The organism is Paenibacillus sp. Root444D2, from assembly GCF_001426375.1.
Classification (GTDB): Bacteria; Bacillota; Bacilli; order Paenibacillales; family NBRC-103111; genus Paenibacillus_E.
Window position 1 is genome coordinate 976,027 of the sequence record NZ_LMEO01000045.1, and the last position, 24,409, is coordinate 1,000,435.

Below are 24,409 nucleotides of genomic sequence, written 5' to 3' on the forward strand. Positions count from 1 at the left end.
TAAAAGAAATAGATTCATCCGAATATGGAAGAAATAGCTGATGTTATGTGCTTTTATGACTTAATTACACTGTTTTCACCATATTGAAGAGTTTGAAATCTTTTCTCTGCCTCTATAACTGCACCTATGATAATCCATTCATTTTCCGGTACAAAAGGACCGCGATACCCGTGGAGGACGAATGCCTCCGCTTCATAACCGCCTTCTATCAGTATTTGACGTGTAGGAATGTAGGTAGGAACTCCGTTACTGTAGCCTAGTACCATTACGTTCATAGTTGAGAATAACCTTTTGATATGTATCGCATATTCAGAGGGAATCTCTCCTTCCAATGCAATCATCCGGAACCTATCTCCCAAACCCCACACTGTGATTGTAAAAGGAAGAACTTGCCGTACCCTTCCTTCTTTAATGGCATCAACTGTTCGTCTTGCCGCTCGTCTTTTGTACTCGGTTTTCGTTTCGTCCTCTGCGATGGCGAGCATTTCATTTAGCCCCCAAGGCTCTGTGAATAGTCGAACTTCAAGCTCAACAGTCTGTATGGAGCCCGTAAGTGGCATAGCTTCACACTTCGAAATCGTTCGCTTTACATCTTCCGCCAATTCCACGCCCGCTTCTCGCATTTCCTCCACCGTGCACGATTTAAAGCGGTCTCCAATTACGGTTTTCAGCGGTTTAATGTCCGCCCCGCAGCCCTGTAAATAAATCGCAATATTGTCTGGAAACGACGCCTCCAATTCCGTGCATGCTTGACCTACAAACTCTGCTGAAATCTTATTCGTTCCAATACAGGTAGGATGACAGCCGTAGCTGAACAAAAGTCCCTTCCGCTTGTTCTGTGCATCAAGCAATTGAAGCACGAAAAGGTCTTGATCCGTTTCCGCTTGAAAATTCGGCTTTAACATCATACCTTCATTTGTCAACAGCCTTCTGCTAACCCCTGCATTCGAAACTCCCTTCGAAAGTAGTAGGGTACCCTCTACTAAGTTTTCCGAACATTGCCGCACCAGACTGATTATAGTATCACGAATAAATCGAAAATAGCGGATGTCCTCTGCATAATCGATATCATCCTCCTTTTCCGGCCATTTCTCCTGCCCAAGACTGTACCCCCCTCTACGCCTTTCATGAGCCTCCCCTGTCAAATAAACGGAACAATGTGTATGGGAAAAGTTAATTAATACCTGCTCAGCTTTTAACCCGAATACTTCTAGTAAAGCTTCCTTTATGCCCATTACAAAGCTGCCGTCCCCACCGAGCGCATCCAAAGTAATGACGACAAGCTGACCCATGCTTTCAATCAAGGCAACTTTAACGAAAATATCATCCAGCACCCCTTCACACTTTCGATCCCTTCCCCCAAAACCAGCCAAAAAAACTGGATTGCCGGGCGTGATGTTATTTTTTGCGATCGCGAATTTCAAAGGTATCAACTCCTATCTGAACGAGTTGTGCCAAGTCAAGCACTTAATTAATAGTACTAGGGACATTGAAAAAGGAATATGTACAGAAAGCAAAATTCATGTGTTTTTATTACTGCATCAGAAAACAACATATTTTTGCTGAATATACTATATTTTTAACTTCATAGTTTTGTTACGATCTTTGTGAATCTTTATTTATTATCAATAAATGTTAGGAGGTTTTGTATCCATGTTGAAAGTTAATTTTCATCAAAAGTCTTTGTTTACTTTCATTTTAACTATTCTATTGATCCTATCCTTATCCGGAGGTGCAATCGCGATTACACCGGATCAAAACAGCACAAATGGCAGTGATAAATCTCCATTTACGCTTGATGTGCATGCACTGCGCGATTCACAAAATGCAAAGCTGTATGTAACCGTGTTGTCTGGTGAACCACAAACTGATGTACCTAATGAATTTAAAAAAGTACAGGTCAAAGTATCCCGTCCTGATGGACAAGAAAAAAGTACAACGAACTATAATGACGTCTCTGCACCGGGAGGTAAGGCGATCATAGAGCTGGGGGATGTGCCCTTGCTTGATATCATTTCGGTAGAAGTACTTGTCCAGACCCAACAAACCGTAAATACAGAAGTATTAAACGGCACGACGGCGGTAACCGAATTTTCCGTTAATGCTCAAAAGATTGTAGTACCGGAGTTTCAAGGGTACGGCGCCCAGATGAACATGCACTTGTATACGGCGCTTAATGATCCTACAAGGGGTTTCGTGGGCAATGAACCGCCAAAAGAGTTGGAAAACGTAGAGGCTAAAGTCAAAGCGATGAAACCGGGGCTTGTTCGCATCTTTCTTTCCCCCGTTAACTTCGATCCCGGCAATGAGAACCGGATGGACTCCTTCATCAAAACCGTAAATCTCGCCCAGCAGGCTGGATCCACAGTGAATGTGACATGGTGGTTTATTGAAAGGGCAGCAAATGACGATCCAGTTAAACAGAAAGTCCTTATGGAAGAGAATATGCGACAATTCGCGGATACTTTAATTGATTTGGTCAAAAATCGCGGACTGACCGCAGTCCAGCAAATTACGATTCAGAACGAGGTAAACACGTCGTGGGTAAAACCGGAATTATATGAACAATATTATCGCTTACTTGACAGCTACCTAAAAGACGCAGGAATCCGTGACCACATCAAGTTCGTAGGCGGGGATCTCGTCTATAATAATCAATTAACCTGGTTTACTTACATGGCTGACCATATGGGAGACATCTTGGACGGTTGGTCATCCCATATCTACTGGAACTATTGGGATACGGCTTACATGAAGCAACGTATTTCCGATATCAAAGGGATCTATACAGGCATTGCTCCGGAGAAACGGAAGCCTCTTTCGATAACCGAGTATGGTACTCGGGGTTATAAGTTCTATGATAATGATCCCAAGAAGCCAATCATGGATATAAATCCTTACCGAGTCGGTGCCTTAACCGCCACACTCGCCGGTAAATACAACGACCTCGTTACTGGAATCAACGAAACGAACATGGCAGCTTTCGAACAAGCATGGTTCAATATGTTGGCGGTAAACGCAGGCTTTACGGGATTAGCTAAATGGGATGCCTACCGTGCGCAATATGACTTCAGCTATCAGGATTACAGCCTGATCGGTTATCTTTTCAATCCAGCTCCGGGTGAAGATCGTTGGCCGTTACGTCCTTCCTATTACATGCAATGGCTAATGGGGAACACCACAGGCAAAGCTTGGCAGGTTTTGGGGTATGAAGGCTCATCGGGCGCCAAGCTGATCACACCGTTCCGAAGCCCGTCTGGCGATTGGACGATTTTTGCCCTGAGCACCGATCAAACGGCGGCTACATTTAGCGTAGGCGACCTGCCGGCGAACACCGATTTCAAGGTTATGGTCTGGAACGCTGATGGCAGTGGCACGGTGACAAGCTCCGGCAGCGTGAACTCTGGTGTTACAGGTACAGTCAATGTCCAAGCACCCGCTGGAAGTATGGTTGTTTTAACCACCGTAAATATCACTCCATAGATTAGCAGAATGAAAAGGGGACTCGGAATTTGAATTTACCGAGTCCCCTTTTCGTTTCTAATCGAATGGAATGATTGTATTCCCCTGTCTAACATCCAGGATTATTTCGTGAAACGATAATCCGAACCTCTGTTTGAATCTTATCGAACGAATGGTTCCGTTATTACTAGGAATACCCATCTTTGAAGGCAGCTGCGTAATCAGTACTGTTAACCCTTTACAAGGATGCTGTGCCGAGATGTAAAGCTGCTTTCCTTCATTTGTTCCTGGTTGCACGGATACGTCAATCCCCCGTTTTATCTGAAGCCAGCGAAATAACTGCTCACTTGTCCACCAATGCAATCCCTGCATCCTTCCGTAGTTCGCCAGATCAACCAAAGCAGGTCCCACTTCTTCGTTAACCAAAGCCGCCGGATGAAACAAAAAGTGAACCACGCCATTCACTTGGGCAGAAAGCTCGATAATCGATTGAGCCTCTTTCAAAGTGCATCGCAGTGAAGTTGGCGGGTCCCACGCCAGTGTCGGAAGGCTGAACACCTGCATAAGCCTATTCCTCTCAAGGGCATTGCTGACTGGTATATAGGGGTGGCAAGTACCCGCAAGAAAACCTTTATTGCCTTGCTTCGTTCCTCCCTTACTTTGCTCAACAGCAATGCCGGCACGTTCACACCATTGGTAAAATTGAATGTCTCCCTCCCACCTGAGATAATGGTTCTTATTTGTTTTAATGCTCACCCTATTTTTCAATTGTTGGTTGAGCCTATCAAGTTGTAAGTTAAAATGCTCTTCATCCCATAAACTATTTTCTTCCGTACTCAGGGCGTTGTAATGCAGTGCGATCTCATGTCCAGCTTCTATCATCTTCTCATAAACGCTTTGAGGATATCCTGGCATAATTACGCACCAAGTAGAATGGATATCAGCTTCCAACAATTTTTCCAGCATTAGCTCAGCGGCATCAATCGAATTTCCATCTGAGTCATGCGAGATATGACCAATACCGTCTATTCCCTCGGGCCAGAACCATGAATGCACCATCGCCTCCCCCATTTTTTCATGCAACAGATGTAGTGTACGAATGAAAAAAATCCTCATTTCATCTACGATGGGGTACATAAAAAAAGCAGCGGACATAGGGTCCGCCTTGTCACGATCATGCAGCCAATCCAATACCGAGCCATCGTCCGTTTTCAGAATGTCATCATCAACCGATGCTGTTCCGTCCGACGCTGGTAAACCGTCCTTTTCTACAGAAATTCCTTGTTGGATCATGCAAAACGACTTTGCAATATCAAAGCAAATCATGGCTGCATAGCTAGATGCATAGGGTCTCATCGTGAAGGCAGGAAAAAGAGAAACTTCGCCGTTTCTGCGAATCAGCGAACCCAGCGCCTCTGTGTCCGGACACGGTTCAACTAATGACGCACCGAAAAAGTGAAAAGAACTTCTCAGGGATTCCGCTAGCTTACAATCATTCCACTGAATCCAACCTTCCTGAATCTTTTTTCCTTCAGGCTTATTTAAGCCAAGCACATCATGAAGACCGAATGAAGACCCTATGGTCAGAACACTGTTACCGTTTTCACAATACTGTTTGAAAATTGAGGGCCATTCTGAATGATCATCCAACCCAACCACAATCGTAATCCCGCTTGGTTGATGTTCCATCCATGAATTCGGCGTCCATTTGCTAAAGACAATCCCAAGATAGTTTAAAATCTCGAACATATACGGGGTATAATCGTTTCTTCCTTGCTTCCAACTTTTCTCGGCTTGCTGCTCATTCCAAACCACGTGAATCATCTGAATACTCATAGATCCTCTAGGACGGTTGAATAACTTTCATCATCCAAATAAATTTTGAAGCATTTGGCCTGACGAAGTAAGGAGGCGGGACATTGAACGTCTATCGGCCCGTATAACGTTTTACGAACGGCATCCCGTTTTCTTTTGCCAGGTACGGTACAAAAAATCAAGGAAGCGGATAGAATTGTGGGAATCGTCAAAGTAACGGCTTCAGAGGGAACCTGTTCGTACGTTTCGAAGCAGTCGTCGTGAACCTGCTGCATGCGACTGGCTTCGTCGAGCTTTACAACTTTTACGGCTAGCGGATCCTTAAAATCAGCCGTATGCGGATCGTTGAACGCGATATGACCGTTTTCCCCTATACCGATACAGGCAATATCAAGGGGATGCGCTTGAAGCAATTGACTGTACCGTTCACATTCATCAGCGGAGTTGTTCATGCCATTAATGGCATGAAATTGTTTCGGTACTCGCAGGTTAAACAGCTTTTCTCTTAGGAAGTTCGAAAAACTTTGTGAGGCTTCTTCGGAAAGACCTATGTACTCATCCAGATGAAAACAGACAATACGCCCCCATTGTATGCTTGTATCGGCCCGAAGGGCATCCAGAAATTCATTCTGTGAAGGCGCTGACGCAAAAGCTACGGAGATGGTTTCTTTTTGTGTAAGCAGTGTTTTCATGCAGGATGCCACACCCTCAGCTACAGACTTACCCAATTCCTTGCGTGACGGATAGTGCCAGACTTCCATTTGACTGACAATAGACTGATTCATGGTACCCTCCTATTCTGTATGACTCTTATGAATTCCCATTCTCTCATAAACCTTATCCAAATTATTTACGGCTTGAGCTTTCACATCTTTATACAGATTTCCTCCATAGCTGTCCACAGAAACGAGCAGTGGTCCGAAGTTTTTGACTCGCAGCTTCCAAATCGCTTCCGGCATTAAATCTTCCCACCACACATCTTCTATTTCTTCAATTTGAGTGGTTTCAAGTGCGGCTGCTCCACCGACGATCGAGAAGTAAACGCCCCCAATATCGACACAGGCTTGTGCTCCGGGTTCAAGCATCCCGCCTTTGCCGGTAATTGCCTTAACCCCGAATCGTTCGAACAATCCTCTTACAAAACGATCCATTCTCGTACTGGTTGTTGTTCCGATACATACCTTTTCATATTTACCATTTTCCAGTTCCTTAACCCCTGGTGCTGTATGTATGGTTACAGCTCCACTTAGTTGCGGGATTAAATCTTCCGGCGGATCAATCTTATGATCAAAAATCCGGATCAAGTTAGCGTCACGGATTCCAAAGATATGACCATCGACAGTAACGGTGTCTCCCGCACGAAGTTTCTTTACAAACTCGTCTGTCATGGGCGTCTGTAAATGATGGTGTGCCATGGAAATCCTCCTTCTTTAGTAACTAATTACAACCAATTGATTTTCTTCAAAGGTAGCTCTTATCCGGCGTGCAGGCCAGCACATCATATTGACGGCAACCGGATTCATCGTAATATGTGTATCAGCCGTTTCGATATGAACGGCAAGCGCCGTAACAGCCCCTCCCAATCCATTCGGACCAATTCCGGTCAGGTTAATCGCATCCAGCAGTTCTTCTTCAAGTGCCGCAATGGTCGGATCGGGGTTAGGCTTACCAATCTCTCTTGCCGCAGCTTTCTTGGCCAATGCCGTACAGAGGTCTGCCGTACCGCCCATTCCCACCCCTACTAAGGTTGGAGGACATGGATTCGCACCTGAATTGATTACGCAATCAATAATAAATTTTTTCGCGCCATTAAGCCCTTCAGCCGGATATAACATTTTGAGATAACTCATATTTTCAGATCCGGAACCTTTGGGCAGCGCCATCAACTCGATGGACGATCCCTGGGCAAACTCCCAATTGAGCACTGGAACTTTCTTACCGATAGCCGTTCCTGTATTTTTACGGGTAATCGTATCACATACACTGGAGCGTAAAGGATGCTCCAAAGTTGCTCTTTTCGTACCTTCACGAATGGCTTCTTCCAGTCGGATCCCATCGAAACGAACATTTCTGCCGATTTTAATGAAATACACAGGTATGCCCGTATCCTGGCAAATCAGCATATTTTCTTCGTCCGCCACATCAATATTTTTTAAGATTGTACTTAGAATTTGTTTTCCAGTCTCATATGTTTCCTTATCATAAGCCCGCTGTACAGCTGCCCGAATATCAGGAGGAAGATCTTTTAAAGACCGAATATATATTTCCTTACATGCTTCCTCTATTTCCTTATAGGTCTTTTCCTCAACTTGCCAGTTCGATTGCATAGTGCTCATCCCCATACCTCCCCAGTTTTATTAACCCATGGTCATAATTTTAATTAAAGCAGCTCCACCCCAAAGTGAAAATACAATTCCAATCATCATCAATCCTAAGCTCCAACGTCTAATTAGACGACTGTTGCTTGTATAATCAAGAACGATATTGCGGACACCGTTTAACCCATGAAATAACGCAAGAGCAAGCAAACTAAAATCCAAGGCGATATACCCAATCGTCCGCAAACGTTCTATTAAATTCGGATAGCTCGGATGCACGTCGGGATGAGCATAGTGCAGGCTCCACATATGAACTGCAATTAAAAAAATAAGGGCGACACCGCTGACTCTTTGAAAAAACCAAGCGAGAACATTTCTTCTTATTTTAGATGCCGTATCCATAGTTATATCTCCTTCCTAATTAGGTATGGGGTCCCCGAAAAGTAATAGGAATAAGCTACAAAGCATAACGTCACTTTTTGGGGTTTTGTTAAAGGAACGCTCGAGTAAACAGCCAAATAAATATAACTACAGCAAGACAACAAATGAGCGCAAACAACTCTTTTTGTCTTTTAACAAAAAAGCCCATATCCATTAACACCAATCGAATCCCGTTTAAAGAATGAATAATTACACCAGCAAGAATGATTAAATCAAAAAAGAGAAAGACAGGATTATGAAAAAGAACCTGAAAGACTCCTTTAAAAGCTTCCTCCCCCATGAACATAGCCATTCCCATCGTCCCAATGTGGGCAAGTAAATATAGTAATAACCCTACCCCGGAAATGCGGTGAACAAGCCAAGCTTTCATCCCTACGGAATGGCGTCGCAATACATCTACCTTTGAAATCTGGGGATCTACGTCAACTAATCTGTGATCTTTCGTTATTTTTACTTCCTGCATCTGTTTTACACCTCCTACTGTTAATTTCGGGGCCCCCACAAAGTAATCGGAATATGCTTCATAGCTTGGTGTCACTTTGTGGGGTATTGTTGTGTTAACTTGCTGCAACCTTAACTCTGGCAACTTCTCCAAATATTTCTTCAGGCTGCACATGAGTAAATTCAACATGATGAATCTCAGTCTCAGGCCCATTCTGGCCCTTTTTCATAAAAATATTTTTGAACCAATTCTCATTATCCGTTATAGGACAATCTGTACGGAAGTGTGAACCCCGGCTTTCTGTACGCAAATAGGACGCTATGGCAATCATTTGTCCAATTTGTACGATGTTTTTAACATTCAATACTTCATGCCATGCGAGGTTATAATCTCTTACTCCAGCTACACTAATTCGATTCACACGTTCAGCATACTCCGCTAACTTATCAATGGCATATTTCAGATCAAGGCCATTTCTTACGAGACCTACCTTCTCCCACATCAAGTCGCCAACTTCTTTGCGCAATTGAAAAGGGTTCTCGCCTTTTTCCCGTTTGAACGGCTGCATCATTTGTTCAACAAACAGATCAACCTGACTTTCAGACACCTTATGGCGTTTCACCGCCATCACATATTCAGCAGCAGCATCTCCGGCGCGTGCTCCAAAAACCGTAGAGTCTGCTACTCCGTTACCGCCAAGACGATTCGAACCATGAATCCCTCCAGCATCCTCTCCGGCAACAAACAATCCGGGGATTCCGCTAAAGCAATCCTTATCAATGGTGACTCCACCCATGTGGAAATGGCCAGTAGGACTTACATCCACGGGCTCCATACTTAAATCGCGACCCACATCTTTGCATCGATCAACCATGCCTGGGAACATTTGCAACACTTTTTCACGCCCCAAATGAGCAACCGATACTTGTACGCCGCCCAAACGAGTACCGCGTCCAGCCATAATTTCCATGTACGCTGCTCGCGCTACACGGTCCCGCGTCGAACGCTCCATCCGTTCCGGATCATACTTTTGCATAAATCGTTCACCGAGTGAATTATAAAGGTGGCCGCCTGCTCCCCGAAGCCCTTCCTCCAATACGCCACCATTCAAACGCGAGTTTTCGGCAAGCAGTCCCGTAGGGTGGAATTGCATCATTTCCATATCTGTGAACTGAGCACCCGCCCGATAAGCCATTGCCATGCCGTCTGCAGCTTTTTCCAGGGATGGCGCAGCAATTCGGTACATACTTGCCCCGCCGCCAGTTCCGATAATGACAGCCAAAGACTCTACCACGATAAATTTTCCTGTACGTAAATTTAGCATTAAACACCCTGCCACAACACTTTGATCGTCATTATATAAAAGCTCGACAGCGCGCACTTCATCCCAACAAGTGACACTTTCCTTCGCATAAAGTTGATCCCTTAACCGGTTAATAATTTCTATTCCCGTTAAATCTCCTCTATGTACCGTGCGGTCAAACGATTGTCCAGCAAAAGCCTTCTGATGTACCGTCCCATCCGGATTGCGGTCAAAGAAGCAGCCCATCTTCGTTTCCAACTCACGAATTCGTTTGGGTGCGTCGCTGACTAAAGTCCACGCCAATTCTTGGTTGTTGATCATACCACCGCCCTTAAGCGTATCTTTGAAATGCATATCGATGGAATCGTTCGGATTCAGAACGACATTATAACCGCCTTGAACCATTCGGGTACATCCGCTTTTTCCGACGAGTCCTTTTGCGGCTACAATGATCTTCAATTTCGGATTGCGGTCATAAGCATGATGGGCAGCAAATAGACCCGCACCACCGCTGCCAAGAATGAGAATATCACAATGGACACGTTCCATTATTTACTCCCTCCCTTTAATGCAGCTGTAACCGCGCGTGATTTCAATTTTTGTATGGACCAAGTGGGAGCCAGCTTTTTCGGGCATACTTCCATGCAGTTGAATAGAGTATGACATCGAAGAACGCCATCCTCACCAGCAGCCACCTCCATCCGTTGGCCAGTCCCTTGATCCCGTTCATCCGCTACTAGTGTATAGGCTCGATTTAATGCGGCAGGACCAATATAGCTATCATCCAAAGATACTAATGTACAGGCCGAATAACAGGCTCCACAGGTAATACAATCAATGTTCTGATCAATAATTTCACGACGGCCAGAGTCCGGAGGAATAACAGCAAAGTCAGTTGCTGCTTCTGCTGTTGGTACAAAATATGGTTTGATTCGCTGCCATTGTTTAAAGAAAGGGTCCATATTCACGGCAAGATCTTTAATGATCGGCAAATTCCTCAGTGGACGCACAGTAATCTCCGAGCCCAACTTTGCAATTTTTGTCCGGCAAGCGAGACCTTCTTTATTATTCATGATCATGCCACAAGATCCGCACATGCCAAGACGGCAAGAACACCGAAATGAAATCGATTGATCCTGTTCGGTAAGAATAATAAATAGCGCATCCAATACTGTCATATTCTCTTTCGCATCCACCGCATAGGTATCGTACCTGGCCTCCGAATCAATATCCGGAAGATAGCGAAGCACTTTGATTTTGACATCTGCCACAAGGATCCTCCTCATTTCAAAATCTTTTCATCAATACATTGTATTCAATCGTTATAATTTGTATTATAATGTTATAGAACGATTCGTCAATCATTAATTTTTGATTAGGAGGCTTATTTTTATATGATAGATCGTACTAGTCACATCAGCATGTATGCTCAAATTGCAGCCATTCTCGAGTCTGCCATTCAATTGGGAGAGCTTCAACCCGATCAGAAAATTCCTACTGAGGCAGAGCTTATGGAAACATACAATGTAAGCCGTATGACCTCCCGCCAAGCCATTGAAATTTTGCATGAAAAAGGATTAGTGGTCAGAAAGCAAGGGAAAGGAACTTTCGTTATTGGTCCGAAGCTTAAACAAGAGTTAGGCGGCATGGAGGCGTTCTACGATTCTTTTTTACAAAAAGACCTCGAACCCAAACTTCTTGAAATGAAGGTAACAGATACGCCTGATGATGTCATAAGCATTCTAGGGGAACATTTTACACAATCCCTATTCCTTAAAAGGATCTACTACCGGGATGAAGAAGTTTTTGGTTTCAGCCTCATGTATTTGCCAGTGAACCTGGCATCCATCGTAACTTGGCCATTGGCCGAACAAAATGCTGGCTATACACTGCTTACTAAGCATGGAGGATACACGCTGAAAAATGCTAACCTTACCATTCGTGCCCTATCTGCCAATAAAGAACAAGCTGAACTCTTGAAAATTGCGGCTAAGGAGCCTTTGATCCAATTGTCGCGAACTAGCTTTACTGCAGAGGAGCAGGCCATCGAGCATATCAAGCTTTATTTGCGGGCTGACTTGTGTGAACTGAATATGAATGTACCGGGCAATTCCTTTTTGGTTGATGGGATTAGAAAATAGGACAAATATGTAACTAATGAGGAGATGATGACATGTCATTTGCTTTGATTCTCATTGGATTTACAGGTGGTATTTTAACGGGGTTGATGTCAGTTGGAGGCGGGTTAATTCTCACTTTTTTATTGCTGCTCATCCCTCCTATGTTCGGACAGGAATACAGTATGCATATGATAGCTGGAATGGTCATTGTGCAGACTCTTTTTTCCTCAAGCTCTGGATTGGTTACTTACTGGAGAAGTCGTCTCATCGATAGATTCCTAATTCGGAATATGGGACCTCCATCTTTGATCGCCGGAGCTTTTGGCAGCGCTTTATCTGAACAGATGAGCCATGAGCTGCTAACCGCCATTTTTGCCATACTTGCCCTGTTTGCAACGGCCTCCATGTTTATCCGTCGGGTTGAAGATAACTCCACTCCCTACCGAAGTAGAACTTGGGCTATTTGTTTAGGCCTCGGCATCGGATTATTAGGCGGTATGTTTGGATTAGGAGCTGGTTTTTTATATTTACCTGTCATGATGAATATATTTAAAATCGAATCTAGAACTGCTGTTGGTACTGGACTAGCGGTTGGATTACTTCTTGTATTCGGTGCCCTCATCGGAAAAACGGTCGGAACTGCTGGAACAGAATTCCCTTGGTTCGATGGTTTAATTTTAGCCATAGGTGCGATTCCTGGAGGACTAATCGGATCACGACGCGGGAAAAGGATGAAATCTAAATCTCTTCAGTCCACCATGGCTGTTGCGATTATTATTGTTTCGATCAAAATTTGGGCGGATCTACTTCATGTATATGGACTCATACCAAAATTTTGAAAATGGTATTGCTAAAACTAAGTTGTCAGATTATACTGATTTCATGATTGGTATTACCACTTACCACTTACCTATTACCATTATGTTAGGTATCAGAAAATCATCTTCAAGGAGGCTAACACGATGCACAAGTTTCTAATTCACAAACAAGGTGATCATGTCGGTGTGGCTACATCGGACATCGAATCCGGCGAGAAAGTGATCGGCGTCTATATGGATGACGAATCAACCATTGAGGTAATAGCCAACAGCTCCATCCCTCTTGGTCATAAAGTATCCATTGCTGAATTGGCTCCAAAAGGTCATGTACTAGAATATGGCTTGCCCATCGGCTATGCTCCAGACGGTTTTAAGATCGGTGATTATGTTCATACCCACAATATCAAAACGTTGAGGTGGTAGAAGATGACAAAACAACTTTATGGTTATCGTAGAGAAAACGGCGATGTAGGTATTCGCAATCATGTAATTATTCTTCCTGTAGACGATATTTCCAATACGGCTTGTGAAGCGGTAGCTCGCAATATTCAGGGCGTTATGTCCCTTCCCCACGCTTACGGGCGCCTTCAATATGGCAAAGACCTAGAACTGCATTTCCGCACCATGATCGGTACAGGTTCCAACGCTAACGTAGCAGCTGTGATCGTCATCGGGATTGAACCGAATTGGACCAAAGTCATTGCTGATGGTATTGCCAAAACCGGAAAGCCAGTTGCCTGTTTCTCCATCGAAGGAACCGGAGATCTGGAAATCATTCGTCAAGCTTCGTGGAAAGCAAAAGAATTCGTTCAATGGGCTTCCGAGTTGCAGCGTGAACCTATCGAATTAAGCGAACTGAAGGTTAGTATAAAATGCGGTGAGTCTGATACAACGACAGGACTAGGTTCTTGCCCGACTGTCGGTCAAGCCGTTGACCGTCTGGTCGATGCTGGTGCAACTGTATTCTTCGGCGAAACTTCTGAGCTGACAGGTGGCGAGCATCTGATTGCTGATCGTTGTGCTACTCCAGAAGTCCGCCAGAAATTTATGTCTATTTACGACGATTACATTACGGAAATTAAATCCCAAGGAGTTGACCTGCTGGGTTCTCAACCGACGCAAGGTAACATTGCCGGCGGATTGTCAACGATCGAGGAAAAAGCACTTGGCAATATCGAGAAAACAGGCAGCAAGCCTGTAATTGGTGCTCTTGAACCAGGTGAAATGCCGCAAAACGGGCCTGGGCTCTACTTTATGGATACATCGTCCGCTGCCGCAGAGTGCATCACGCTTATGGCCGCAGGTGGGGCGGTTCTCCACTTCTTCCCTACGGGACAAGGCAATATTATCGGCAATCCGATTGAACCCGTTATCAAAGTTACAGCAAATCCAAAAACAGTAAAAACAATGAGTGAGCATATCGATGTTGACTGTAGTGGTCTGTTATCTCGTGAAATCAATTTAACTGAAGCTGGCGATCTGCTGATGGATTACCTCTGCCGTGTTGTAAACGGCCGTTTGACTGCTGCAGAAGCGCTTGGACATAAAGAATTTGTTATGACCAAGCTGTATAGAAGCGCTTAAGATACCTGAGTTCACATACACAGCAATACATCATAGTTGGATGCCCTTCGAGGTATCCAACTATACATGTATTTGTGAGCTTCATCCTTCCGAATATCGTGAAATGGATGTCTTTAGATCGCTATTTTGCTATAATGGAGCCGTTCATTCACGAAGTTACGTCTGTCCCTTGTACAGGGTTAAGAGAAAGAAGGTTGGTATGCTTGTTTAAATCAATTAATGAGGAACGTAAAACATTTTCACGCAAAGTGGTCGATCATATCCATGAACTGCTCGCTTCCGGTCAGCTTAAACCGGGTGATAAGCTTCCCTCTGAACGTGAGTTGGCGGAAATGATGAATGTCAGTCGGCCAACCATTCGGGAAGCGTTCAAAATTTTATCTGCCATGAATTTACTTAACATTCGTCAGGGACACGGCGTTTTTGTTGCAGACCATAGCGCGCGTCTTGACAACTTGGCCTCCTATTTGTTTCTGCAAACCGACACGATTTATGAATTATTCGAAGTTCGAAAGATGATTGAAACGGAGAGCGCCGCCAAAGCGGCTAAGCGGGGAACGTCAGACTTCTTGGAACAAATCTACGAAACGACACGAGACTGTTACAATAAAGTTATCGTGGAGCAACAGTTTCAAACCAAAGAAGAACGTGACAAGTTTTTGTCTGAAACCGATCAGCAGTTCCATCTGTCGGTCGCAGAGGCGGCTGGTAATGAAGTTGTCATCCGGGTAATGACGAATTTGATTGATTTGCTGCGGGAAAGCAGGATGCAATCCATAAAAATTCCGGGACGGGTTGAACAATCTCTTAAGGAGCATATGTTAATCGCTGAGGCCTTAATTCAAAGAAACACAAAACTGGCGCGCTCTAGGATGTTCGAACATCTTAGCAGTGTGGAAAGAACTCTTCTCCTTGAACTCGAACTTGAAGGAATACCGGTCAGCTTAATGGAAGAAAGCGAACCTGCTGATCAATGAATCTATTAAGCCGCTCTAGTTAAATTGTAAAACGAAATTTGGCGATGGGAGATGTTAGTTTTGCAGATTCCTAATACACAGCCTGGTCCTCTCGGAACAACCATTGTAAGTAATACGGCCAGTTGGAAAAAGCCTCTGAAAGGACTTGCATTAACGGTAACACTGGCTGTATTGGCTGGCCGTATCGCTGAAGTTCCCTTCTTTTCCATAATGGGAATTATGATTATTTCCATCATGCTTGGTGTCTTATGGAAATCCGTGATGGATATCCCTACGGATGCTAGTATTGGCATTACGTTCAGCAGTAAGTTCTTGCTTCGGGCTGGCATCATCTTGATGGGAGTTCGTCTGAATTTCAGTCAAATTTGGGAAGCAGGGCTTTCAGTTGTGCTGATCGATATGATCGTAATTGTATTTACCCTGACTATCATGATCCTTTTGGGGAAATGGTTGTCCGTGGATAAGACTTTTACCGTATTAATTGCCGTTGGCACCGCGGTTTGTGGGGCTGCTGCCATTGTCGCTGTCGCTCCATTAATAGGCGCCAAAAAAGAGCAAACGGCAATATCCGTTGCTTCTATAGCGATTTTAGGTACTATTGGGACTGTTTTTTATATTTTTTTATACCCCTATTTAGGGCTTGATCCTTATACTTACGGAGTTTTTGCAGGTTCTACGCTGCATGAACTGGCACACGTCATAGCAGCTGGAGTTCCCGGCGGAGATATAAGCAGCGAGACAGCTATTCTAGTCAAACTTGGCAGAGTGGCTCTTCTGATCCCTGTTGCTCTTATATTGGGTTACTTCTACCGTACAGGCGAGCGAACAGAAACGGATAAAAAGAGTTTGAAAAACCTACCCATTCCTTGGTTCATCTTCGGCTTTTTAGCTATGAGTTTGGTAAACACGACTGGCCTACTGCCTTCTTCAGTTATTCACTTCTTGATAGCGGCAAGCGTATTCTTAATGTCTATTGCAATGGCAGGACTTGGACTGAGTATCAACATGACTGACTTCAAAAAAGTAGGAAGAAACACCATTGTTATGGCTATTGTGGGATTTGTTGCGCTGACAATACTGGGGCAAGTACTTATTACCGTTTTTTACTAATTCTAACTCATCAATATTTAAATAAGGTGTTCGACAATAACGGTAGCCGTCAATCTGATGGATTGCCGTTTTTTTGTTATAGGACTGCCTCACATTAGCCTATTACCCTTCCGATCGCCAATCATCTTGCTTAAACTCCTTAAAATAACAAAGGAATGCGACGCATAGCAAAAAACTGCATACAATTTCTTTAAGTAAAAACATAGAGATCACCCTCACATTATTTAATTCCGATTGGTTTACTTGTATTAAGAATACATGTGATTTTAAATTTTGTCAATCATCTAAACTCATCATGGATATGGAGGTACTAACAATTTCCCATTTGTCAGACGAAAAAAGCCACTTTGGCAAGTGGCTTTTTGATCATTTAAACATTACCCCGATTTCTTATCAGAAATAAAGTTCCTGATTTGTATCGCACGCTATTTCTTTGTTGTGTACGTTCAGCTATAGCCGCATTAATTGCCTCTTCATGTCCTTCTCTAACTAAACAATTCCATCTGAATGAACACGCGCTGATACTGCTTCCAATACGCTCGGCAGCTTCTGAAAATGCCTTTAATTCGTAACTTCCTTGACGGATATGCTTAAGTGTTATTTCTGCTAAAATTGCGTCATTTTCGGGGATCATCAAGTCATCATTTCGTTGTTTCATTTGCTCACCTTCATTTCCTTTTTCTCCATTTTCGCCTACTTAGATGCATTTTATTCTCACCCATAGAATTTGTGCCTATTGAGTCGAATAGTCGAATATGTCTAAAATCTTGCGGGTTGAGACTGTCGGCCAATTATCTACCGAATCATTGAAAGATGTATGAATTGCTAAGTCCGGATATTCAAGCTGAAATCAACAAGTATAATACTGAGCTACTCGACTAATTTTCCTTAAGGATCATAATATTCTGCAGCATTGTGATCTATATTTTAATATTTAATTAGATAACAGAGCCTGTAAACCCCACACGATTCCATTTTTGTTGTTGCAGAATACGTTGGAATTTGGTGTATGTATAAATATACAGTAAATATTTGATAGTTAGCCCCATTGCAGAAATTGAATAAATTTTTAACTCCAGAACACAGATAAACCAGATGAGCATAAAAAATGAGTAATTAGATAGAATATGGTTCAACGAAAATTTTAAGGGAGTGCGTTAAATGAAGCTTAGTATTCAAGAAGCCAATGAATTGAACGAACTACTTATGAGTTGTACCAAGACAATAAATTGCATGGCATTGTTCATCCATCAAGTTAAAGATAAAGAGTTAAAGAATTTGATCACAAGTCACCTTTCCACTCATTTACAGGATTACAATATTAAGGTCGAATTCGCTTCTCTACCCAACGGATCCACGGATCAATTAAATTTCCCTCCATTAAAAACCACATCAGTATCTATGAACGCTACTAAAAAATATGAAGCCATACAACCTCAAACCAAATTATTCGAACTGGACGATCGGTCGATTGCTACGGCGTACTTACTCACTTTAAATCGTGCTGGTAAAGACAATGCATGGTCAACTTTTAATTGCTCTGTACCACAATTGCGTTCTTTTTTGGAAGATTCTTTCAAGATGTGTTCTCATCAGTCTTTCGAAGTGCTGGAGTATATGGTTCGTAAGGGATGGTATCAAAACCATGAAGCTCCAACCGAAATGTTACAAGCCATGGAACAGATCTATCAAAAAGCTCAGCCACTTGTTGCCGACCACCAGTAATGTTGCTTTTGCTAACAGAGTTTAAAAATGAGAATGCAATTAAGGACGCTCAGCGAATAAATGTACTACAACGATATTTAGCCGCGTTGATACAGAATTACTTAAAAGTGATAGCGGTCCAACAGTTCCAGATAGTTTTAGGCAAATAATCAAGTTGCTTAAAAAATGACTATAGAAACGAAGATTAGGAATGTTTCGTATTATGAGTTCAGCCAGTATTTAATGGTTGAACTCTTTTTCATTAAGGGGTTTAGTACGGGTAGCCGGGATAGAACGTCTTTGTCCGTGGAGCTTCAACCATTGTGCTAAACTGTTCACCCCTACTTGTAGAAATATGTTTGAGGCTGGTTGAGACATTGATCTCGAATAACAAGCTAAGCTATGACACTACAAGCGGGACTAAGGGCAGCCGGCAAATACATTCAAGCGAAGGTGATCTTATGAATCCTGTTGCTGGTCTAGATATTGCGAAAGGAGAAAGTCAGGGCCAGCCTTACGGCAAAAGCTTCACTGTTTATCATACTCAAGAAGGTTTGAAGGCCTTTCATTGAGGAAGCTACTAATAAACAACCGATGATGATTTCGAGTCTACAGGTCATTACTATCTCCCCCGTCACTAGGTTCCTAGAGGAACATAACTTCCTGTTTGTTGTGGTTGACTTCGAGCATCACAAGACAAGAGGCATTCAGCAACTATATCTCCGAAACTTGACGAGACAGCACTATACGTTCAACGGTCTATATATTCAAATCAAGTTGCAGTTCCAATCCTGATTCTGATCCAAATGAATGTTTCAGCATGATAATGCTCTGACTTCCCAACCCCAAAGTACTTTTTAAATAATCTTGAAAAATACGTACGTTCCATATAACTCAGCTTTAACGCAATCATTTCGATATTTGCGTAAAGCTTCGGACTTCGAATCAAAGATTTGCTCTACTTTATCCTCCATTAAACCTGCTTCAACTGCCTTGTTCACAGCTTCTTCGATCCAAGAAGACACTGTGCTTCCTCTGCCCAAACAGCCTTCTAAATTACTGTGAATGCAAAAAAAGCATACTTAATCAATGATAAATTCACTGATCCAGTATGCTTCAAGTATAATTTCATATTATTTATCGAATACTGCAATTTTAAACACTCTCCAACAACCGCCCATCCCGAAACCTCACAATCCGCTTCGCCTGCTGCGCAATTAATAAGTCATGGGTAATCAAAATAATCGTCCGACCTTGTGCATTTAATCTCTTAAAAATGTTTAAGATCTCCACACCTGTCTTCGAATCTAACGCTCCCGTAGGTTCATCCGCCAAAATAATCGGAGGATCACCTGCCAACGTTCGCGCAATAGCAACACGCTGCTGCTGCCCGCCAGATAACTCTGATGGAAAATGCTTCTTACGATCCAGCAAGTCCACCGATTCCAGTGCATGTAAAACGAGAGGCTCTCTTTCCTTTTTACTCATTCCCCGATAGATCAAAGGCAACTCCACATTCTCATAGGCACTTAATCTCGGCAGTAAGTTGAAGCTTTGAAAAACAAATCCAATCTTCTGATTACGAATCTCAGCAAGCTGAGAATCCTTAAGCACTTTTATTGCTTGACCATCTAGGTCATAAATTCCTTTATCAACAATATCCAAACACCCGATGATGTTCATCAGCGTTGATTTGCCGGAACCTGACGGTCCCATAATAGCCACGAACTCTCCATGATCAATATCTAACGAGACATCATCTAATGCTTTAATCGTTTCCTCGCCCATCGTATAATACTTACTGGCATTTTCGATATGAATTAACGTCATAATCTTCACCTCCATTACTTGCACAATGTCCAAATAAATGAAGTATCTGACTCATAACCCTTACCGTTTCGCCTTATAAAACTCATGATAAAGCTTCATAAGCGCCCTTTTCTCTATCCTTGACACATACGACCGCGAAATCCCCAACTCCTTAGCAATCTCCCGCTGCGTCCGCTCTTCCCCGCCAAGCTCCAGCCCAAACCGGCCAACGACGACTTCTTTTTCTCGATCATCTAAAATTTCCAAATTACGGTAAATTTTACTTTTCTCTATCTTCAGCTGCACCTTATCCACTACGTCATCTGCTTCCGTACCGAGAATGTCGATAAGCGTAATTTCATTCCCCTCTTTGTCCGTTCCGATGGGATCATGCAAAGACACATCTTTGCGCGTTTTCTTCAGCGAACGCAGATGCATCAAGATCTCATTCTCGATACAGCGAGCGGCAAACGTCGCGAGCTTGGTCCCTTTGTTCGGCGAAAACGACTCGATGGCTTTGATCAAGCCTATCGTCCCTATGGAGATTAAATCCTCGAGATCTTCTCCTGTGTTGTCGAATTTTTTGAGGTTGTGAACACGAAGCAACGTAATCTTGGTCCTCCAATAGCTTGTAGATAGTCTGATCATTGGCGCAAATGATTTATTTCAATCCTTTTGCTGAGGACCAGCATGAGGACCAGCAGAAATAATTCTCTTCTCACACATCGATAAATTACTCAAAATTTGTAAGTAAAAAATTTCACCTACTCCTAAGCAGCTTACTCATACGCCTTTTGGTCCTGCCAGTTGTCACGAGGACTGACATCTCTGTTACACTTTCTTTATCCTCCCTGTTCACATTCACGTAAATAACTTAAAAAAACAAAAAACCATCCTCAGCAGGATGGTTCAGCAAAAGTTCATATTGTGACTCCTGTATTTATGAGAAGTATGAAAATTAAATCGATAATAAAGCTTACGTGCCAGAAGATGCTAACTCCATTTTGGCTTAACGCGACTGAACGATGCCAATTCGAAACGCTTGCCAGCAACTAATCGCATAGACGACCATTGCCGCAGCAAACCAAGCGCTAATCCCGAAACGAGCAATGATAACACCACCTACTAACGGACCTGACAAGCTGCCAAAGAACATCCACGAATTTACCATGGCAAACGTTTGTCCTTCCATCCCTTTACGAACCATACTCCTGACCTGGGCCTGGATGTTTGGCATCATGCCAGCAACGCACAACCCGAGGATAAATCGGCAAACAAGAATAACCGGATATATATGCGTTACTGCTTGCACGAAGCAAAGTAATACGGCAGTCCCCGTTGCCACTTTAAGAAGCAGAACTGGACCAACACGGTCAGAGAGCGAGCCTAGGAACGGTGAAAACACAATGACTGCGAATGAAGTCGCCGATAAAGTAACACCGAGGAGCCACTGTTCGTTCAAGAATGTGAAGGTATGCGTAGCCTGCATAACATAGTACGGCATGACGGGGTTCATTCCAACAAGTGCGAAATTAACGCATAACGCACTGAGCAGCAGAGATGGTAAGGGCTTCATTTTCCATATTTGCTTCCAGTCGGTTAGCATAGTGCTCCGATCCCTTGTCTTAACTATCGTGCTGCGGGGACCTTCTTTTACGAAAAGTAAAACGCATACGGCCGCTAGCAAAATAAATAGACTCATCGCTGGATACGCACTTTGCACCGATACAAAAGAAAGCAGAGATGAGGCTATAAGTGGGCCGATTAATGAGCCCGTCTCCCCCATCATCTGCATCGTCCCAGCTGAGACGCCAACCTTTCTTTCCGAAGCACCAATCAGTACAAGAACCATTGCGAACGGCAGTATTCCTGTAAAACAGCCTTGCACAAATCGCAACAGAGCTAGCTGCCATGGCTCATAAGCAAGTCGCATAAGCGCTGTGACTATGGCCATTCCGAAGCCAGACCAAAGCATAATGGGTTTACGTCCGTAACGGTCGCCAATGCGTCCGAGAAAAGGCATCGCAAGCATCATCGCAATAAAGTTTGCGGAGAATGCCGTTCCCGACCACAAATAGAGCGAATAACCGCTAACATGCCCCACATCATGCAGGAAGCTTGGCAGCAGCGGAATAAACATTCCATGTGCCGTTGATACAAGCAGTTGTACGGTAAGCAAAGCAGCGAACTGCCGATTCCAATGCCTCATGCAACTAGAAAGAACCTTCAATAATGCTCTCGTCTAGTGACCTACGGCCATTTGGCAGTTCACGCTCTTGCAGAGCTTCCGGCAGCGTTTCGCGCGGTCCACGATATCCAAGCGCAATAACTGCATGCAGCTCATAATTTGCAGGAACATGGAGCACCTCGCGCGCTTTGTCCTTGTCATATCCGCCTACAGCTCGTGTCGCTAGACCCAATAAATGCGCCTGAAAGGCAATCGACGCCCAAGCGGCACCGGCATCAAACGCGTGTGCGCCGTTCAATTCACCATCCTGACGAAGCTTGTTGGAGATGATAAGCAGCAAAACAGGTGCATCATCCGTCCACAAGCGATTATTCGGCTTAATAAACTCTTGGAACTTCAGCTTCTGTGACTCTGTTTTTGCAACGATAAACCTCCAAGGTTGCAGATTGCTTCCGGACGGCGCCCAACGGGCTGCTTCAAGAATCGTATAAATTGTCTCATCCGTAACCTCCTTTGGCTCGAATGCACGGGATGACCAGCGATTAAGAAAAATGGAGTGTACCGGATAATCAGCTTTCCGATTTTCTTCAACTTCTTGCGTAATTGCAGCTTGATAACCTGTTTGTATGGTTGTCGCCATGTTCATCGTTTTCCTTTCGTTACCACTGGTAACCAATTATTTTAAAATCCACTGATTCAGATCAAAATCTTTTCCCGCCAGCTTCTCTTCAACTAAGAATTTCTTCGTACCGTCAAGCAGTTTAACGCCATCGTCGGTAAACATCCTTGATTGTTGAAATTGGGGTGACTTTCTTGTTCAAGTCAGGTGTAAAGCCGTTAAGTTCGGTTTAACTGTTGTTTAAACCTCCGTTGTTTGTCAGACAGATTAGGTTTCTGAACAATGTTCGAATCGCCCACTGCCCATTATCCTTGTTGGCTCATAGCAATTCCCCCTTCGAACTAAATACCGGAACTGTCTACTAACTCCAGCTCTTCAATTTTTTCAAATTCACTAAGTACTTTTAAACGCAGTTCTTGAAACGATGTGGTTGTTTTTTCGGGGTATCGGCAAATCACTGGAGACTATATTCCGAATCTCGCCGGGACGCGGTTTGAGGATGACCACCCAATTGCCTAAATAGATGGCCTCATCGATGTCATGCGTCACAAAAATCATCGTCGTCTTATTTTTTTGCCAAATATCAATCAGCACTTCCTGCATGTGTGTTCTCGTAAAAGCATCCAAAGCCCCGAACGGTTCATCGAGCAGCAGGACCTTTGGATTTCGTAGTAACGCTCTGGCTATCGCCACACGCTGAGCCATCCCGCCGGAAAGTTCTCTGGGGAATGATTTTTGGAATCCTTCTAATCGAACAAGCCCAATCAGTTCATCAACTTTCTTGCGGACTTCAGCATTTCTTAGCGAGAGGTCGGCAGCTATATTGTTTTCTACAGTCAGCCATGGAAATAATCGTGGTTCTTGGAAAATGAAACCCTTATCAATGCCCGGTCCCTTGATCAAATGTCCAATCCTGCAATAATTTTGAGTAATGTACTTTTGCCACAGCCGCTAGGACCAATGACTGTAATAAATTCTCCTTCTTTCACTTGCAATTGGATATTATGGAGCGCTTGAACAGACCCTTTGATTGACTGAAATGTTTTGTTTAAATTTTCGATTTTCAATAGTGGTTCGACCATAACATTCATCTCCTCTTTGAAATAAAAAAAGAGACACTCTTCTCTGGGTAGAGAAAAGAACGTCTCCGTGCAAACGGTAGTCACATTCCAAACATATAGAAAAATAGAATACCCATAACATAGTTAGTCAATTCGAATAATAAGAATAGTGATTTACTATTCATAGATTACCATCCTTTATTAAACTTCGTCAACGTTATTTTTAACTAATCCGATAGATATTATCGGAAAATCATTATTTACTCAACTTTAAATGTCTTACTTTGGCCCTTCGGATTTATGAATCCATATTGATCTGGATTAACCGTAAACCAGTCTGAGCACCATTCCCATGCATTTCCAATCACATTGTATAAGCCGTAACCATTCGGTGGGAATGACTTCGCTGGCGCCGTTCCGGCATAGCCGTCTGAAGCGTCGTTCTATATGGGAAGAGCCCCTGCCAAATGTTGCACATATGCTGTTGAACCGGCATCAACAGGTTTCCCCATGGATATGTTTTTTGCACCAAACCGCCTCTTGCGGTATATTCCCACTCTGCCTCCGTGGGCAATCGTTTCCCTGCCCACTTGCCATATGCAACCGCTGTTCAGCGAAAATAAAGTATTAGACTGGAT

24 protein-coding genes and 2 pseudogenes are annotated in these 24,409 nt (G+C 43.5%); 8 read left to right on the plus strand and 18 right to left on the minus strand.

Going from position 1 to position 24,409, the window contains the following annotated elements:
• Window positions 1-53: 53 nt before the first annotated feature.
• Window positions 54-1,424 carry a hypothetical protein gene (locus ASD40_RS25535; RefSeq protein WP_057305939.1) on the minus strand — a complete coding sequence of 457 codons (1,371 nt, stop codon included), beginning with the start codon at window positions 1,422-1,424 and terminating at the stop codon, window positions 54-56.
• Between the two features lie 229 nt (window positions 1,425-1,653).
• On the opposite strand from ASD40_RS25535, the gene ASD40_RS25540 reads away from it, so the two are divergent.
• Window positions 1,654-3,483 (plus strand): hypothetical protein, encoded by a 1,830-nt coding sequence (locus ASD40_RS25540; RefSeq protein WP_057305940.1) that lies wholly within the window; start codon window positions 1,654-1,656, stop codon window positions 3,481-3,483.
• Between the two features lie 57 nt (window positions 3,484-3,540).
• Here the strand turns inward: ASD40_RS25540 and ASD40_RS25545 are convergent, their stop codons facing one another.
• From ASD40_RS25545 to ASD40_RS25580, 8 genes are all read right to left on the minus strand, one after another.
• A complete protein-coding gene (locus tag ASD40_RS25545; protein WP_057305941.1) occupies window positions 3,541-5,298 on the minus strand; it encodes a hypothetical protein in 1,758 nt (585 codons plus the stop codon).
• Complete coding sequence (locus tag ASD40_RS25550) at window positions 5,295-6,062, minus strand: 6-phosphogluconolactonase (RefSeq protein WP_057305942.1); 768 nt, start codon at window positions 6,060-6,062, stop codon at window positions 5,295-5,297. The genes ASD40_RS25545 and ASD40_RS25550 overlap by 4 nt, the downstream gene beginning before the upstream one ends.
• A gap of 9 nt (window positions 6,063-6,071) precedes the next feature.
• Window positions 6,072-6,692, minus strand: a complete 621-nt coding sequence (locus ASD40_RS25555; protein WP_057305943.1) for a fumarate hydratase C-terminal domain-containing protein — start codon at window positions 6,690-6,692, stop codon at window positions 6,072-6,074.
• A 15-nt stretch (window positions 6,693-6,707) separates the two neighbouring features.
• Window positions 6,708-7,613, minus strand: a complete 906-nt coding sequence (locus ASD40_RS25560) for a fumarate hydratase (RefSeq protein ID WP_057305944.1) — start codon at window positions 7,611-7,613, stop codon at window positions 6,708-6,710.
• 21 nt (window positions 7,614-7,634) lie between these two features.
• Entirely contained in the window at window positions 7,635-7,997 is a 363-nt protein-coding gene (locus ASD40_RS25565) for a hypothetical protein (protein ID WP_057305945.1), read from the minus strand.
• 88 nt (window positions 7,998-8,085) lie between these two features.
• Window positions 8,086-8,499 carry a succinate dehydrogenase, cytochrome b556 subunit gene (sdhC, locus tag ASD40_RS36665; protein ID WP_057305946.1) on the minus strand — a complete coding sequence of 138 codons (414 nt, stop codon included), beginning with the start codon at window positions 8,497-8,499 and terminating at the stop codon, window positions 8,086-8,088.
• A gap of 94 nt (window positions 8,500-8,593) precedes the next feature.
• Window positions 8,594-10,330, minus strand: coding sequence for an FAD-binding protein (locus tag ASD40_RS25575; protein ID WP_057305947.1), 1,737 nt, complete (start codon window positions 10,328-10,330; stop codon window positions 8,594-8,596).
• Window positions 10,330-11,052, minus strand: coding sequence for a succinate dehydrogenase/fumarate reductase iron-sulfur subunit (locus ASD40_RS25580; protein WP_057305948.1), 723 nt, complete (start codon window positions 11,050-11,052; stop codon window positions 10,330-10,332). The genes ASD40_RS25575 and ASD40_RS25580 overlap by 1 nt, the downstream gene beginning before the upstream one ends.
• Before the next feature lie 123 nt (window positions 11,053-11,175).
• On the opposite strand from ASD40_RS25580, the gene ASD40_RS25585 reads away from it, so the two are divergent.
• The 6 genes from ASD40_RS25585 (at window position 11,176) to ASD40_RS25610 (ending at window position 16,390) form a co-directional block, all read left to right on the plus strand.
• Entirely contained in the window at window positions 11,176-11,922 is a 747-nt protein-coding gene (locus ASD40_RS25585) for a GntR family transcriptional regulator (protein WP_057305949.1), read from the plus strand.
• A gap of 32 nt (window positions 11,923-11,954) precedes the next feature.
• Window positions 11,955-12,740 carry a sulfite exporter TauE/SafE family protein gene (locus ASD40_RS25590; RefSeq protein ID WP_057305950.1) on the plus strand — a complete coding sequence of 262 codons (786 nt, stop codon included), beginning with the start codon at window positions 11,955-11,957 and terminating at the stop codon, window positions 12,738-12,740.
• A 123-nt stretch (window positions 12,741-12,863) separates the two neighbouring features.
• Window positions 12,864-13,142: a UxaA family hydrolase gene (locus tag ASD40_RS25595; protein WP_057305951.1), complete on the plus strand. Its 279-nt coding sequence runs from the start codon at window positions 12,864-12,866 to the stop codon at window positions 13,140-13,142.
• Window positions 13,143-13,145: 3 nt separating this feature from the next.
• Window positions 13,146-14,303 (plus strand): UxaA family hydrolase, encoded by a 1,158-nt coding sequence (locus tag ASD40_RS25600; protein ID WP_057305952.1) that lies wholly within the window; start codon window positions 13,146-13,148, stop codon window positions 14,301-14,303.
• Between the two features lie 203 nt (window positions 14,304-14,506).
• Complete coding sequence (locus ASD40_RS25605) at window positions 14,507-15,280, plus strand: FadR/GntR family transcriptional regulator (RefSeq protein WP_057305953.1); 774 nt, start codon at window positions 14,507-14,509, stop codon at window positions 15,278-15,280.
• Window positions 15,281-15,340: 60 nt separating this feature from the next.
• Window positions 15,341-16,390 (plus strand): YeiH family protein, encoded by a 1,050-nt coding sequence (locus ASD40_RS25610; RefSeq protein ID WP_235549376.1) that lies wholly within the window; start codon window positions 15,341-15,343, stop codon window positions 16,388-16,390.
• A 370-nt stretch (window positions 16,391-16,760) separates the two neighbouring features.
• Here ASD40_RS25610 and ASD40_RS25615 read toward each other — a convergent pair whose 3' ends face one another.
• A complete protein-coding gene (locus ASD40_RS25615; RefSeq protein ID WP_057305954.1) occupies window positions 16,761-17,048 on the minus strand; it encodes a hypothetical protein in 288 nt (95 codons plus the stop codon).
• A gap of 503 nt (window positions 17,049-17,551) precedes the next feature.
• Between ASD40_RS25615 and ASD40_RS25620 the strand changes: the two genes are divergently transcribed.
• Complete coding sequence (locus tag ASD40_RS25620; RefSeq protein ID WP_057305955.1) at window positions 17,552-18,115, plus strand: spore coat protein; 564 nt, start codon at window positions 17,552-17,554, stop codon at window positions 18,113-18,115.
• A gap of 751 nt (window positions 18,116-18,866) precedes the next feature.
• Here ASD40_RS25620 and ASD40_RS39505 read toward each other — a convergent pair.
• The 8 genes and pseudogenes from ASD40_RS39505 to ASD40_RS36670 all read right to left on the minus strand — a co-directional run.
• Window positions 18,867-19,007, minus strand: coding sequence for a hypothetical protein (locus ASD40_RS39505; protein ID WP_414858799.1), 141 nt, complete (start codon window positions 19,005-19,007; stop codon window positions 18,867-18,869).
• The gene (locus ASD40_RS38855) at window positions 18,952-19,119 is read right to left on the minus strand and encodes a hypothetical protein (protein WP_235549377.1); all 168 of its coding nucleotides are present in this window, start codon (window positions 19,117-19,119) and stop codon (window positions 18,952-18,954) included. The genes ASD40_RS39505 and ASD40_RS38855 overlap by 56 nt, the downstream gene beginning before the upstream one ends.
• Before the next feature lie 130 nt (window positions 19,120-19,249).
• Window positions 19,250-19,924 carry an ABC transporter ATP-binding protein gene (locus tag ASD40_RS25630; RefSeq protein ID WP_057305957.1) on the minus strand — a complete coding sequence of 225 codons (675 nt, stop codon included), beginning with the start codon at window positions 19,922-19,924 and terminating at the stop codon, window positions 19,250-19,252.
• A gap of 60 nt (window positions 19,925-19,984) precedes the next feature.
• Window positions 19,985-20,551 carry an RNA polymerase sporulation sigma factor SigK gene (sigK, locus tag ASD40_RS25635; RefSeq protein WP_082562446.1) on the minus strand — a complete coding sequence of 189 codons (567 nt, stop codon included), beginning with the start codon at window positions 20,549-20,551 and terminating at the stop codon, window positions 19,985-19,987.
• 361 nt (window positions 20,552-20,912) lie between these two features.
• Window positions 20,913-22,112: an MFS transporter gene (locus ASD40_RS25640; protein WP_057305958.1), complete on the minus strand. Its 1,200-nt coding sequence runs from the start codon at window positions 22,110-22,112 to the stop codon at window positions 20,913-20,915.
• 4 nt (window positions 22,113-22,116) lie between these two features.
• Entirely contained in the window at window positions 22,117-22,731 is a 615-nt protein-coding gene (locus tag ASD40_RS25645; protein ID WP_057305959.1) for a nitroreductase family protein, read from the minus strand.
• A 320-nt stretch (window positions 22,732-23,051) separates the two neighbouring features.
• Window positions 23,052-23,792: pseudogene (locus ASD40_RS25650) on the minus strand (ABC transporter ATP-binding protein).
• A 284-nt stretch (window positions 23,793-24,076) separates the two neighbouring features.
• Window positions 24,077-24,378: pseudogene (locus tag ASD40_RS36670) on the minus strand (SUMF1/EgtB/PvdO family nonheme iron enzyme); the annotation flags it as partial.
• Between the last annotated feature and the right edge of the window lie 31 nt (window positions 24,379-24,409).